Source organism: Bacillus sp. BD59S (assembly GCF_007363175.1).
Taxonomy (GTDB): domain Bacteria; phylum Bacillota; class Bacilli; order Bacillales; family Bacillaceae_G; genus Bacillus_A; species Bacillus_A pacificus.
Map to the genome: position 1 here is coordinate 1,734,161 of NZ_CP034686.1, position 13,792 is coordinate 1,747,952.

The following is a 13,792-nucleotide window of genomic DNA, read 5'->3' on the forward strand; positions in this document are numbered from 1 at the left end:
TATGCAAGGCATTGCTTATTGGATTGAAAAACGGGCCTATTTACATCCAGATCGCATTGCCATTATTACAGAAGAGGAGGAAATGACATATAAGCAGTTACATGAGTATGTAAGTAAAGTAGCCGCATATTTCATTTACGAATTAAATGTGAAAAAAGGAGAAAGGATAGCTATTTTATCGCAAAATAGCTTGGAATATATTGTGCTTTTGTTTGCTATAGCAAAGGTAGAATGTATTGCTGTTCCACTAAATATACGGTTAACAGAAAATGAACTTATATTTCAGTTGAAAGATAGTGGAACTACAGTTTTATTTGTAGAGGAAACATTTCAAAATATGGCATTGTCAATGCAGAAGGTATCGTATGTACAAAGAGTTATTTCGATTACAAGCTTAAAAGAAATAGAAGATAGAAAAATTGTTAACTTTGTAGAGATAAATGAAAGCGCATCCTTTATTATATGTTATACCTCAGGGACAACTGGAAAACCGAAAGGAGCTGTACTTACACAAGAAAATATGTTTTGGAATGCGCTTAATAATACATTTGCGATTGATCTAACTATGCATGACCGCTCTATTGTATTATTGCCTTTATTTCATATTGGTGGTATTGGCTTATTCGCATTTCCAACTTTATTTGCAGGCGGTGTAATCATTGTTCCAAGAAAATTTGAGCCAACCAAAGCTCTTTCTATGATAGAAAAACATAAAGTGACTGTTGTGATGGGAGTACCTACAATTCATCAAGCATTAATAAATTGTTCAAAGTTCGAAACTACAAATTTACAATCAGTTCGCTGGTTTTATAACGGTGGTGCTCCATGTCCAGCAGAGTTGATGAGAGAATTTATAAATAGAGGATTTTTATTTGGTCAAGGCTTTGGTATGACTGAAACATCACCAACCGTATTTATGCTTTCAGAAGAAGATGCAAGACGTAAAGTAGGCTCAATTGGGAAACCAGTTTTGTTTTGTGATTATGTACTTATTGATGAAAACAAAAATAAAGTTGAGATTGGTGAAGTTGGAGAGTTACTTATAAGAGGGCCAAATGTAATGAAAGAGTATTGGAATCGGCCAGATGCAACAAAAGAAACGATTCAAGATGGTTGGTTATATACGGGAGATTTAGCTAAAGTTGATGAAGAGGGTTTTGTATACATTGTCGGTAGAAAAAAAGAAATGATAATTTCCGGTGGTGAAAATATTTATCCACTTGAAGTAGAGCAAGTCATTAATAAGCTTTCGGACGTATATGAGGTAGCGGTCGTTGGTAGGAAACATGTAAAGTGGGGAGAGACTCCAATCGCCTTTATTGTGAAAAAGAGTAACAGTGCATTAACTGAAAAGGAAGTCATTGAACATTGTCGTTTATTTCTAGCAAAATATAAAATACCGAAAGAGATTATTTTTCTAAAAGAGTTGCCTAAAAATGCAACTGGTAAAATTCAAAAAGCACAGTTAACAAATCAATTGAAAAGTAGGTGAAGAGGTGACGGTGTATAGCACGGGTCAAAAGGCGTCATGTAGTAAAACAATAACAGAAACGGATTTTGTATTATTTGCAGGTTTAAGTGGGGATTTTAATCCGATCCATATAGATCATGAGTATGCGAAAAAAACTAGATTTAATCAAAGAATAGCACATGGTTTACTAACTTCTAGTCTATTATCGCAATTGCTTGGTATTCATTTACCTGGAAAAGGATCCGTTTATATGGAGCAAACTATTAAATTTACAGCGCCAGTTTTTATAGGAGATACAATTACAGCAACGGCTACAGTACAAGAATTTATGATAGAAAAGAGAGTTTTGAAATTGTTAACAGAGTGTCATAACCAAAAAGGAGATTTAGTATTAACAGGTGTAGCTACAATGATGGTGCCAAAAGAAGGGGGAGTAGTCTAATGAATATTGGGATTGAATCGACTGGTGTTTTCTTCCCAAAAGACGTAGAGACGGCTGCAGATCTATCTAAGAAAACAGGCATCCCTGAGAAAATTATTATAGAAAAGTTTGGTTTATATGAAAAACATGTCGCAGATGAAACGATGCATGCATCAGATTTAGCTATTGCTGCTGCAAAGCCAATATTATCAAAAATAGATCCTCAATCGATTGATGTAGTCATTTATTTTGGCAGTCCACATAAAGATTACCACGTATGGTCTAGTGCCCCAAAAATTCAGCATGAACTTGGATTGAAAAATGCTTATGCTTTTGAAATTATGAATGTTAGTTCTTGCTTTCCTATTGCTCTCAAAGTCGCAAAAGATATGCTCTACTCCGATAACTCAATTGAAAATATATTATTAGTAGGTGGATGTAAAGAATCTCAAATTGTAGATTATGATAATCCACGTTCGCGTTTTATGTTTAATTTCGCTGATGGCGGAAGTGCAGCTTTAGTGAAAAAAGACGCTAGAAACGGTGAAATATTAGGAAGTGCGATTATAACAGATGGTTCATTTCATGAAGATGTTCGTATTCCAGCAGGTGGATCGAAGCAGGTTGCGAGCTACGATACAGTTGAGAATCGACAGCATTATATTGATGTAATAGATCCTATTAGTATGAAAGAACGTCTAGACAGGATTTCAACTCCTAATTTTGACAAGGTTATTCGGGAGTCGTTAAGAAAAAGTGGATTTACTCCTAAAGATATTAAAGTATTGTTACCACTGCATACAAAACGTTCTATGTTAATAGAATTGATACAGGGGCTAGGGCTAGCAGAAGAACAAGTTGTATATTTAGATCATTATGGACATATGTCAGCGCTTGATCCTTGCATTGGTCTTCACTTTGCAAATGAACAGGGAAAATTACAGGCCGGAGATATTGCAGTAGTAGTTAGTGCAGGGACTGGGTATACGTGGGCAGCTACTGTGATTAGGTGGTAATAAAGATGAATTTTATCAAAAAAATTATATGTTGTTTTTTCATTGTTACTGTGAGTCTAGGGATGTTTGCTTCTTTAGGAAGTGCCTCTGCTGTAAAATATGTAAAATCATGGGGGAGTGAGCTAGATGCTTCTAAGTTATTAAGGACACCAGTGGCGATGGCAAGGGATGCAAAAGGATTTTTATATGTTGTTGATATGGGGAATAATAGAATTTTGAAAATAGATAAGAATGGAGAAGTTGTTGATGCTATAGGGACTTTAGGTGAAGGTCCGGGACAGTTTAATATGCCATTTGGTATTGCTGTTGATAAAGAAGGTAATATTTTAGTTGCGGATACAGCGAATTATCGTATTCAAAAATTTAATGAGGAGTTTCAATTTATTAAAAGTTGGGGCACAAAAGGTAAAGGAAGTGAGCAGTTCTCGTTTCCTAGGGAAATTGCAGTAGATAGCGATAACAATTACTATATTACGGATGAATACAATCATCGTATTCAAAAATATAGCCCGGATGGGCAGTATATTCAAACAATAGGGAGTTATGGAAAGGCGAATGGAGAAATGGCTTTACCACAAGGAATCGCGATAAATAAACAGGACGAGGTCTATATTGCAGACACATATAACAATCGTATTCAAGTGTTTGATAAAAAAGGGGAGTTTCAACGAGTAATCGGAACAGGAAGTGCAGGTTTAGGCCCATATCAATTCTACCATCCAAGAGGAATAAATTTTGACTCAACATCTGGATCGCTATATGTAGCAGATACATATAACAATCGGATAATGAAATTTACAAATAAAGATCAATTTTTATATACAGTAGGTAACTTTTTTCAGTTTGTTTATCCTAATCAAGTTCTTCCGGATGGTAAAGGGAATATCTATATAACGGATACGGGAAATAATCGTGTACTTTTATATAATGAGGTAGGCCTAACAGCGGTAATGAAGAAAACCCTAGGTAATGAAAGGAATGGAAATACACAATATGCAGGACCTTATGATGTCGAAAGAGACACGAATGGAAATGTTTTTGTATCTGATTCCTTTAATCATCGAATTTTGAAATATGATATATCTGGGAAGGTTGTTGGGAAGTGGGGAAGTTTATTTGGTGCTGGTGGACCATTAGGATACGGAAGTCTTCCGGGACAGTTTTATGTTCCAAGACAAATTGCAACGGACCGTTACAATAACGTGTATGTATCTGATTCTGTAAATCATCGTATCCAAAAATTCAACAACTCAGGGATAGTGCTTGCTTCATATGGTTCATTTGGAGTATTACCAGGTTTTTTTCAATTTCCATCTGGAATAGCTATTGATAGTAAAGGAAACATATTTATAGCTGATTCAGAAAATCATCGTATTCAAAAACTTAATCCATTCTTTGTATATATGAAAGAATGGGGGAGAAAAGGAAGTGGAGAGGGAGAGTTTTTTCAACCTATGCAATTAGCAATTGATTCAAAAGATAATGTTTATGTTGTTGATCGGATTAATAATAGGGTTCAAAAATTTGATAATGAGGGTAATTTTCTTACAAAATGGGGTACAAATCATGGAGCTGGAAACTTAGATCCACTAGAAAATTGGAGAGAGGGTCCAGGAGATCTCTTTTTGCCAATAGGAATTGAAATCGATATAAATAACACGGTGTATGTCACAGATACTTCTAATAATCGTGTGAATATTTATAATGAAAATGGGGATTTTTTAGAGTCTTTTGGAAGTTTTAATGGTATATCAGGGCAGTTTTTCTCGCCACAAGGAATAGATGTGGATAGCCAAGGGAATATCATTATTACAGATGGTTTACTACAAAGAATTCAATTTTTTAAGAAAGCTAATTAATTTTGGATAATCAAAATGCTGGTTAGAAAGGATAGGAGTTTAATAGATTGGGAATGCGGTTAAAATATTTATATCAAATTGTAAAGGTGTTTAATTGAAATCGTAGAAGATACATGTATACTAACAATCTCGTTTATATTATTCAAAGGAAAAGTCATAATTACGGTTGGGTAACTTTGGCGTGTTTGATTCTATCAGAAAGTAAAGTATGGGGAGGATCACAATGTCGATGAAAAAACGTAAATGGCTAAGAATGATGGCTACTGGTTGTGTTTTAGGATCGTTATTCATAACGGCAGCTTGTTCAGGAAAGAAGGCAAGTACAGAAGATGAAAAGACGATTAAAGTAGGGGTTCTTGCTTCATTAACAGGTCCATTAGAATCATATGGAAAACAAACAGTGAACGGATTTGAATTAGGGTTAGACTATGCAACGGGCGGAACTGGGAAAGTGGAAGGGAAGAAGATTAAGTTTGTTGTAGAAGATACGGAAACAAAAGCGGATGTAGCGGTTAAAAAAGCTACGAAGTTATTAGAAGAAGAGAAAGTCGATTTTTTAGTCGGATCGTCTAGTTCAAGTGATACATTAGCGGTTTTACCACTAGCTGAAGAGTACGAAAAAATAATGGTTGTAGAACCAGCAGTAGCGGATAGTATTACCGGGAAGAACTGGAATAAATATATTTTTAGAACAGGTAGAAATTCATCTCAAGATGCAGTCGCTGGTGCGGCGGCAATCGCTAAAAAAGATGTGAAAATAGCGACGTTGGCACAAGATAACGCATACGGCCGTGAAGGAATTGCGGCGTTTAAAGCTGGAGCAAAGAAATTAGGTGCGAACATTGTAAACGAGCAATATGCAGATACAAATTCGACTGACTTCACTGCAAATATTCAAAATATCATTAGTTCAAAACCGGATTATTTATTTATCGTTTGGGCAGGGGCAAATTCACCTTGGAAACAGTTGAAAGATATGAATGTGGAAGCGCAAGGTATTAAAATTTCTACAGGTGCACCAGATATACCAGCATTAAAAACGATGGATGCGTTAGTAGGAATGCAAGGTTTTTCTGTTTATTATCATACACTCCCGAAAAATAAGGTGAATGATTGGTTAGTGGAAGAACATAAAAAACGATTTAATGGTGCGGTGCCAGATTTATTTACAGCAGGGGGAATGTCAGCGGCAATTTCAATTGTAGAAGCTTTAAAGAAAACAAAAGGTGATACAGATGTAGATACATTAATTAAGAAAATGGAAGGAATGGAATTTGATACGCCGAAAGGAAAGATGAAATTTAGAGAGAAGGATCATCAAGCGATGCAGACGCTTTATTCTATCACATTGAAAAAACAAGATGGTGTTGATTATCCGGTGCCAGTATTAGAGCGAGAATTAACGATGAAAGAGACAGAACCACCAGTTCAAAATAAATAGACTGAATTTTCTGTTGTTTTTGTATAAAGAGGGGGATACCCTCTTTATACGTATTGCTTTCATACTGAAAGCTTTAAAGGGAGGGATTTCGTGACACATTTGCTAGAAACGAAAAATCTTAGTGTATCTTTTGGCGAGCATCATGTTATTAAAGATGTGAATGTAACAGTACAAAAAGGAAAGCTCATTTCCATTATTGGACCGAATGGTGCAGGAAAGACAACGTTATTTAATTTACTAAGTGGACAAATTTCTCCAACAAAGGGTGAAGTATATTTTAAAGGACGAGAGATTACAAATTTATCAATTTCAGATCGAACTCGATTAGGAATTGGTCGTTCTTTTCAACTTACAAATATATTCCCAGAGTTAACGGTACTTGAAAATGTCCGTTTAAGTGTTCAATCATTCGTACAAGATTACTATAGTTTTTTCCCGAGTCCAGCAAAATTAAAGCAACAAGTTGGAGAGGCGAGACGTTTCTTAAAAACAGTATTACTTCAGGAGAAAGAACATGTATTAGCGAAAGATTTAGCGCATGGAGAAAAACGAAAGTTAGAGCTTGCAATGTTATTAGCTTTAAAAACAGATGTGTTATTACTGGATGAGCCGACGGCAGGTATTTCGGTTGAGGAAGTCCCAGCTATATTACAAGTGATTGAAAATATTAAGAAACATCCAGAGAGTACAATTGTACTGATTGAACACAAAATGGATATGGTACTAGGTTTGTCAGACCATCTTATCGTTTTATTTCATGGAGAGTTATTGGCTGAAGGTTTACCCGAAGAAATTATGAAAGATGAGCGTGTACAAAGTGCTTATTTAGGGGGATTATATAGTGGCACTATTACAAGTGAATAATATAGAGACGTATTTAGATCAGTTTCATATTTTACAAGGGGTGTCTCTTGCTGTTGAGAAAGGAACGATTACTGTACTGTTTGGAAGAAATGGTGCAGGGAAGACTACGACATTACGTTCGGTTATGGGATTTCACCATATCGCACATGGTGAAATTTATTATGATCGTACACAAGTAAATGGATTATCTACACATTTAATTTCAAGGAAAGGAATAGGGTATGTACCAGAAAATCAAGGCATTTTTCACGACCTGACAGTAGAAGAAACATTCGCTCTTGCTAGAGGTAAGGGTGAAGAAGCGGAAGAAAAAATAGAATGGATGCTTGAACTATTTCCAGATTTAAAGCAATTTTGGCAAAGAAAAAGTGGACTCTTAAGCGGGGGACAAAAGCAAATGTTAGCAATTTCAAGAGCATTTATTAATAGTGATGGTTTACTACTTATTGATGAGCCGAGTAAAGGCTTGTCTCCTATTATGATAGAAAAATTAATGATAGCTATTTTGAAAATGAAGGAGAAAACAACAGTTTTACTCGTTGAACAAAATTTTATGATGGCTAGTCAAATTGGTGATTATTTTTATATTATGGATAACGGAAAAATTGTTCATAACGGTTTTATGCATGAATTAAAAGAGGATAAGGAAATGTGTCACAAATATTTAGGAATCTCTTAACATGAATCCGGGGTGAGAAGGATGGATGTGTTAATCAATTTATTTGTAAATGGGATTTCAACAGGGATGCTCATTTTTTTATTAGCATCAGGTCTTTCACTTATTTTCGGTTTAATGAGCGTTTTAAACTTTGCACATGGTGGTTTATTTGCGTGGGGAGCGTTTACAGGTGTTTGGCTATTTAATATGACAGGTAGTTATGTATTAGCGTTAATTGGAGCAATAGCTATGGGAATGTTCCTTGGGTTCATTTTGGAAAGATTCCTTATTAGACCGGTATATGGCAATCATGTTCGCCAGCTTCTTGTGACGCTTGGAGGAATGCTTGTACTTAGTGAATGTATTAAAATATTTTGGGGACCTAATCCAATTGGTGCGAAATTACCGTTATGGCTACAAGGAAGTTTTACATTCGGAGGCGTTATATTAATTAAATATCGTCTATTCGTTATCATAATTGGGATCATCATATACATTGCATTACTATTATTACTCAAAAAAACAAAGATAGGTCTTATGATACGCGCAGGTGTAATGGATAAAGAGATGGTTCAAGCGCTCGGTATTAACGTAAAAGCGATATTTTCTTTCGTCTTTTTATTAGGAGCAGGAATGGCAGCGTTGGGAGGCTTCTTATTAGCACCGTATTCAGGCGTTATTTTCGCCGAGATGGGTATGCAGTATGCGATTTTGGCTTTCATAGTAGTCATCATTGGAGGATTAGGAAGCGTGCAGGGTTCAGCAATTGCTTCTTTAATTGTCGGATTAGCGGGTGCTTTTACAGCATATTTTATACCGGATTTATCACTTGCAATCAATATGTTAATGTTACTATTTTTCTTAATAGTGAAGCCAAACGGACTTGTTGGTGAAAAGGGGTGAAATGGTGAACAACACATCAAATCGAATTAAAGTATACTTCGGAGTATGTATGCTCATTTGCTTAAGTGTATTTCCATTCGTAAATGATTCACGGAGTTTATTAATTTTGTTCACTCAAATCTTCATCTTTGCTATTTTTGCAATGAGTTTTGATGTATTGCTTGGATATACCGGAATTGTATCGTTCGGCCATTGTATGTTCTTTGGAATCGGAGCATATAGCGTAGCGCTTTTATTTGATCGGCAAGGAGTATCTATAACAAACTTTTTAATAGGACTAGTAGCTGCAATCATCATTTCAGCAATTGTTAGTTATATAATCGGCTTACTTTCTTTACGTCTGAAAAGTCATTTTTATGCAATGTTAACACTTGCTATTTCACAGTTATTTTTTGTACTTGCTGAAAAATGGCGCGGGCTTACTCATGGAGGGGATGGTTTTACATTTGGTGTACCAGACGTATTCCGTGATCGTTTTACGTTTTATTATGTAACACTTATATGTTTACTTATCATTTTTGTTCTGTTACGTCTTTTCACCAAATCTTCTATTGGAAAAGTATTAAAGGCAATTTCACAAAATGAGCAACGTGTTGAAGCACTAGGATATAAAGTTCTTCATTATAAAATTATTGCTAGCATTGTTGCAGGAGTAGTAGCTGCGATTAGCGGTGGTTTATTTGTTATCACTTTACGCTTTGTTAATACAGCTGTATTTTCAATTGAAATGACATTAAATGCATTATTGATGACAATGATTGGAGGCGTTGGAACGTTAATTGGAGCAATTGCAGGAGCTGGAATTATTGAATCTCTGAAATATTATTTATCAGAATTAGCCACAGAGTATCCGATTTTTGAAAGATGGACGATTATTCTCGGTTTATTGTACATTATCGTATTGCTAGTTTTCCCGAAAGGATTAGTTGGCACGGTTAAGGGACTGAAGAATATGAAACGGAATAAGAAGGAGAAAAGTGCAGAAGTGGAGCAAAATGTGTGAAAAATCAATTGTATAGAATATGAAAATCCCTCTTTTAGATTCGTAAAGGAGGGATTTTTATTGCTGTATGTAAATTTAGTTCGTTTATAGCTATTATATTAATCAAATAGTTCATCAGGGATTTGTTTGAAAGAACTTTGATTCGTAAAGAAATGAACAGCTAATTTCTCAATTGGAACATTTTCAATTGGTACTAATTTATCATTTTTAATCGGTAAAAAGGCTATTCCTTTTCCGTCCTGAATAAACTCTTCTATAAGCGAATAAGAATCTAATTGTTGAAGTTGACGCTGAGATAAATTATTTTCTTTTAGAAATTGTATGGTCTTATTCCTAAAAGGGCACTTTTTGTCATTACTAACGAAGAAGAGTTCCTTTGAAAAGTCAATGGTACACTTTTCTTTCGCTTTTAATAAGCCTATAGAAATTGAAGTGGAAAATCCTTTTTTAAACACTGTGTCCGGGTAATCCTCATAAGTAATGACCATATCAACTTTTTGTTGTTGCAGTAATTTTTGCAAATGACTACTATTTTCTACATATATTTGATAATTCCTGAAATTTTCTTTAATGCGCTTACTTACATAATTAGTTAAAATCGATTGTGACGTCGCGATTATATAAGAAGACCTACTCGTTTTAATTTTATCTTTCGCTTCTTCTAATAGTGTTAATATTTGATTTGTGTAGTCTAATAAAATGTCACCAGAAGGTAATAAAGAAACGCCTTTGTTATCTCTATGTAGTAAAGGTGTTTCTAACTCTTGTTCTAATTTTTTAATTCGCTCAGTTACGTTCGGTTGAACATACCCTAACTCTTTCGCAGCTTTACTAATAGAACCTTCGCTAGCCACAGTTTTGAATATAATAAGATCATTTATTTCCATTTATCACAGCCCCTTATACGATATCATTATAAATGATACCAAACATAATTTATACCTATTTTACGTTAGTTAATCATCGGTTTATCATTGTGTATATAAGATGGAAAGTGAGTGATAAACATGATTGGAATGCAATATAAGGTCATTTTGCCAAAAGATTATGATATGGAGATTATTAAGAAAAGGGTAAAGGATAATGGGTATAAAACGGATGGTTTTCAAGACCTGAATTTTAAAGCTTATTTAATTACTGAGGCAGATAAGGACGGAAATTTCTATAACTGTTATGCACCTTTATATATTTGGAATTGCCATGAAGGAATGAACAAATTTATCTTTGAAGGGTATTACGATAATATTTTACAATCGTTTGGATGGCAACAAATAAATATAGGTGTTCCATTAGTTGTTAATGTAAAAAATGATTTTAAGAAATGCAGATATGTTGTTGAATATGAAGGAAGTATTTCTCCAAGTGAATCATTGAGTGGGATTCAATCTATCATTGTGGATCAAAAGGTAGAAAATTGTTTAGGAAATGTAATAGTATATAATCCAGATAAATGGGGATATAGCCAGTTTAATTTTTATGAAGAGAAGCCTGATATTACAGCGAGTAAAGGTGTTACAGCATATGAGATTTTGCACATTTCACTATGAAAGTATGTTGAAGTTAGATTAAGAAAAGGAATGAAAATGTATGCCTTTTGTGAACGTTTATTATCATGAAAATATATTAAATGAAGAATTGAAAAAGATAAGTGAATGTATTCATCTTTCATTAATTGAACATTTTAACATCCCTGAAAATGATTTTTTTCAAATGTTTTTACCTTATCAACAAAATCACTTTTTATATAATCCATATTATTTATTAGAAAGAGGAGAAAAGAGAACAGAGAATATGATGTATGTTTCTATCACATGTGGACCGGGAAGAACGATAAAACAGAAAAGTGATCTATATCAGTCGATATCCTCGAAGGTTTCTGAATGTTCTAGTATAAAAAGTGCAGACATTTTTATTACTCTAACCGAGACAGTTGCTGAAAATTGGTCGTTTGGTCAAGGATTAGCGCAATTGGTAAAAATGAAAGGGGAGTGAAATAATGAATGAATCCATTGAATATTGTATTCAAAAGAAAATGAGAGAAATGGCACCTGTATTTGCACATTATAGTGAAGAGATACTGTTCGGGGAAGTGTGGAGGGATGACACTTTAACATTACGAGAAAGAAGTTTATGCACAGTGGCGGCATTAATTAGTCTTAATCAGACAGAACAATTACCATTTCATTTGCGACTGGCCAAACAAAATGGAATTAAAGAAAATGAATTGATTGCATTAATAACACATATGGCTTTTTATGTTGGTTGGCCCAAAGCAGTGGGAGCTTTACATATAGCAATGAATGAAATGGAAAGTTAAGAATAATGATAAGAAAGAATTCATTTAAACATGAATTCTTTCTTATCATTATTTATGCAATACTCTTAATGAGATATTTTTCACGTTTTCTCTTGCTTTTTTATCACTTGCGTAGTAAAGTGATAGTAAGATTCACGATAGGAAGTGATCAAACATGCGTGATAATACGATAGGATCATTAATATGGTTACGTTTAATACGATTTACGAACCAAAGTAATCAGATGTCAAATGAGTTTTTAAAACGTTTTGATTTAACGACTGCTCAATTTGATGTGCTTTTGCAAATACGTACGTATCAACCACTAACACAAATGGAGTTAGCTGAAAAGGTAACTGTTACACAAGGCGGTATTTCTCGAATGTTAACACGTCTTGAAAAAGAAGGATATATTGTGCGAAAACAAGACTGGAAAACGAAAACAATTAGTCTTACAGAGCAAGGGGAAGCAGCTTTAGAAAAAGCACTGCCAGAGCAACTTGCATTTCAATCTTCGTTTTTTGATGATGTATTAAATGAAGAAGAGCAGAAAATATTATACGAGCTAATGACGAAAGTTCATAAGCATAGCGAAAAAAAAGAATTACCACATGAGTAATTTTTTTTACACCATCAATTGATTAGTCAAGTGATGGTGTAAATAATAGCGATATACACTTGACTTACCAACGTTTTAATAAGAGAAACGAATAACACTTTATTAAAGGAGAGAACAAATATGGAAAAATACCGCATGGATACAAGTAAAGGAATGGAGTTTGGATTATATTCGATTGGGGATCATGTTTTAAATCCGCATAATGGAGAGAAAATTAGTGCGGAACAAAGAATTCATGAATTAATTGAAACAGCTAAGTTAGCAGATGAAGCTGGACTTGATGTATTTGCTGTCGGTGAAAGTCATCAAACGCATTTTACAACGCAAGCTCATACAGTGATTTTAGGGGCGATTGCACAAGCTACGAAAAATATAAAAATTGCAAGTTCAGCATCGATAATAAGTACATCTGATCCGGTACGAGTATACGAGGACTTTGCTACACTTGATTTGATTTCTAGTGGACGTGCAGAAATTGTGGCTGGTCGTGGATCTCGTATTGGGGGATATAGTTTACTTGGTTATGACGTGAATGATTATGAAGAGTTATTTGAAGAGAAGATGGATCTTTTATTAAAAATCAATAAAGAGGAACATGTAACATGGAATGGACAGTTCAGAGCACCGCTTGCGCATGCATCGGTTATTCCAAGAGCTAAAAATAATAACTTACCGATTTGGCGTGCAGTTGGTGGCCCACCAGCTAGTGCGATTAAAGCAGGACGTGCAGGTGTACCAATGATGATAACAACACTAGGTGGCCCAGCTATTAACTTTAAAGGATCAGTAGATGCTTACCGTGAGGCGGCTGCGCAAAGTGGATTTAATCCAGCGAGTTTGCCAGTTGCAACAACGAGTTTATTTTACACAGCAAAAAATTCACAAGATGCACTTAGTGAATACTATCCTCATATTAATGCTGGTATGCTTACGCTACGCGGTGGTGGGTATCCGAAACAACAATTTACAAATGCAATAGATTACCGTGACGCGTTAATGGTTGGTAGCCCGCAACAAATTATCGAAAAAATGCTTTACCAATATGAATTGTTTGGGCAACAACGTTTTATGGCAGAAATTGATTTTGGTGGTGTACCATTTGATAAAATTGAGAAAAACATTGAATTAATTGCTACTGAAATTTTACCGGCTATTAGAAAACATACAGCAAAATAATTTGAAAAATACCGAGAGTCTAATCGATTCTCGGTATTTTTTTATGTATGAATTTAGTTTGAAAA

15 protein-coding genes are annotated in these 13,792 nt (G+C 34.6%); 14 read left to right on the plus strand and 1 reads right to left on the minus strand.

The features are described from left to right. Window position 1 precedes the first annotated feature (1 nt). The 9 genes from EKQ63_RS10955 to EKQ63_RS10995 all read left to right on the plus strand — a co-directional run bounded on the left by EKQ63_RS10955 (window position 2) and on the right by EKQ63_RS10995 (window position 9,636). Window positions 2-1,492 (plus strand): o-succinylbenzoate--CoA ligase, encoded by a 1,491-nt coding sequence (locus tag EKQ63_RS10955; RefSeq protein ID WP_143881029.1) that lies wholly within the window; start codon window positions 2-4, stop codon window positions 1,490-1,492. Between the two features lie 4 nt (window positions 1,493-1,496). Beyond that, on the plus strand, window positions 1,497-1,913 hold the full coding sequence (locus tag EKQ63_RS10960) for a MaoC family dehydratase (protein WP_087952915.1): 417 nt from the start codon (window positions 1,497-1,499) through the stop codon (window positions 1,911-1,913). Then, window positions 1,913-2,908, plus strand: coding sequence for a 3-oxoacyl-ACP synthase (locus EKQ63_RS10965; protein ID WP_001020508.1), 996 nt, complete (start codon window positions 1,913-1,915; stop codon window positions 2,906-2,908). Before EKQ63_RS10960 ends, EKQ63_RS10965 begins: the two co-directional genes overlap by 1 nt. Before the next feature lie 62 nt (window positions 2,909-2,970). Further along, a complete protein-coding gene (locus EKQ63_RS10970; RefSeq protein WP_087994537.1) occupies window positions 2,971-4,767 on the plus strand; it encodes a 6-bladed beta-propeller in 1,797 nt (598 codons plus the stop codon). 223 nt (window positions 4,768-4,990) lie between these two features. Then, on the plus strand, window positions 4,991-6,208 hold the full coding sequence (locus tag EKQ63_RS10975; RefSeq protein WP_087952914.1) for a substrate-binding domain-containing protein: 1,218 nt from the start codon (window positions 4,991-4,993) through the stop codon (window positions 6,206-6,208). A 90-nt stretch (window positions 6,209-6,298) separates the two neighbouring features. Then, the gene (locus EKQ63_RS10980) at window positions 6,299-7,072 is read left to right on the plus strand and encodes an ABC transporter ATP-binding protein (RefSeq protein WP_087994503.1); all 774 of its coding nucleotides are present in this window, start codon (window positions 6,299-6,301) and stop codon (window positions 7,070-7,072) included. Continuing rightward, window positions 7,050-7,751 (plus strand): branched-chain amino acid ABC transporter ATP-binding protein, encoded by a 702-nt coding sequence (locus EKQ63_RS10985; RefSeq protein WP_087952911.1) that lies wholly within the window; start codon window positions 7,050-7,052, stop codon window positions 7,749-7,751. Before EKQ63_RS10980 ends, EKQ63_RS10985 begins: the two co-directional genes overlap by 23 nt. A gap of 21 nt (window positions 7,752-7,772) precedes the next feature. After that, window positions 7,773-8,633 (plus strand): branched-chain amino acid ABC transporter permease, encoded by an 861-nt coding sequence (locus EKQ63_RS10990; RefSeq protein ID WP_087952910.1) that lies wholly within the window; start codon window positions 7,773-7,775, stop codon window positions 8,631-8,633. A 49-nt stretch (window positions 8,634-8,682) separates the two neighbouring features. Continuing rightward, the gene (locus tag EKQ63_RS10995; protein WP_140168475.1) at window positions 8,683-9,636 is read left to right on the plus strand and encodes a branched-chain amino acid ABC transporter permease; all 954 of its coding nucleotides are present in this window, start codon (window positions 8,683-8,685) and stop codon (window positions 9,634-9,636) included. A 98-nt stretch (window positions 9,637-9,734) separates the two neighbouring features. Here the strand turns inward: EKQ63_RS10995 and EKQ63_RS11000 are convergent, their stop codons facing one another. Continuing rightward, window positions 9,735-10,523, minus strand: coding sequence for a LysR family transcriptional regulator (locus EKQ63_RS11000; protein WP_088327282.1), 789 nt, complete (start codon window positions 10,521-10,523; stop codon window positions 9,735-9,737). A gap of 120 nt (window positions 10,524-10,643) precedes the next feature. Between EKQ63_RS11000 and EKQ63_RS11005 the strand changes: the two genes are divergently transcribed. The 5 genes from EKQ63_RS11005 to EKQ63_RS11025 all read left to right on the plus strand — a co-directional run bounded on the left by EKQ63_RS11005 (window position 10,644) and on the right by EKQ63_RS11025 (window position 13,727). After that, a complete protein-coding gene (locus EKQ63_RS11005) occupies window positions 10,644-11,183 on the plus strand; it encodes a DUF4865 family protein (RefSeq protein WP_087952906.1) in 540 nt (179 codons plus the stop codon). Window positions 11,184-11,223: 40 nt separating this feature from the next. After that, window positions 11,224-11,628 carry a tautomerase family protein gene (locus tag EKQ63_RS11010; protein ID WP_087952905.1) on the plus strand — a complete coding sequence of 135 codons (405 nt, stop codon included), beginning with the start codon at window positions 11,224-11,226 and terminating at the stop codon, window positions 11,626-11,628. A 4-nt stretch (window positions 11,629-11,632) separates the two neighbouring features. Further along, window positions 11,633-11,953, plus strand: a complete 321-nt coding sequence (locus EKQ63_RS11015) for a carboxymuconolactone decarboxylase family protein (protein WP_140168467.1) — start codon at window positions 11,633-11,635, stop codon at window positions 11,951-11,953. Between the two features lie 154 nt (window positions 11,954-12,107). Next, on the plus strand, window positions 12,108-12,551 hold the full coding sequence (locus tag EKQ63_RS11020) for a MarR family winged helix-turn-helix transcriptional regulator (protein ID WP_087952903.1): 444 nt from the start codon (window positions 12,108-12,110) through the stop codon (window positions 12,549-12,551). A gap of 120 nt (window positions 12,552-12,671) precedes the next feature. Beyond that, entirely contained in the window at window positions 12,672-13,727 is a 1,056-nt protein-coding gene (locus tag EKQ63_RS11025) for an LLM class flavin-dependent oxidoreductase (RefSeq protein WP_087952902.1), read from the plus strand. Window positions 13,728-13,792: the final 65 nt, after the last annotated feature.